The organism is Streptomyces sp. NPDC059534 (assembly GCF_042743475.1).
Classification (GTDB): Bacteria; Actinomycetota; Actinomycetes; order Streptomycetales; family Streptomycetaceae; genus Streptomyces.
Genome location: NZ_JBHWAQ010000032.1, coordinates 1 through 393, shown reverse-complemented (window position 1 = coordinate 393; position 393 = coordinate 1). Strand labels below are relative to the sequence as shown.

The following is a 393-nucleotide window of genomic DNA, read 5'->3' as shown; positions in this document are numbered from 1 at the left end:
GGGGGGGCCGCGGGTGGTTATGCGCGGCGGGGGGGTGGTACGCGGGCGGGGTGGTGGCCGGCGGGGGGGGCCCCCCCCACCGCCCCGGACCGGAGGCGGGAACCGGACGTACCACGTCGGGGGAGACCTGCTCGACGTCCACGGCAACACGGTCCACGGCGATCTGAACGGCATCCGCAGGAGCGCGCGGGCGGGTGAGCCGGAGTGAGCGACCAGGACGACGGCGACTCCCGGAGCGAACCCCAGGACGCGGGCCGCTCCGCCGACGACCGGGCGGGCGGGCACGGACGGGTCGCGGACCGGGCCGCGGACAGGAACGGCGGGCGGGGCGGCGACCGCGGCGCCGGCCGAGGGGCCGACCGGGGCGCGCGGGGCGGCGAGCGGGGGGCCGAC

1 protein-coding gene is annotated in these 393 nt (G+C 81.4%); it reads left to right on the top strand.

Annotation, left to right across the window (positions count from 1 at the left end; genetic code table 11):
* Window positions 1-204: 204 nt before the first annotated feature.
* The coding region (locus tag ACFVZH_RS30605; protein ID WP_384902345.1) for a hypothetical protein at window positions 205-393 on the top strand (189 nt) is incomplete at its 3' end.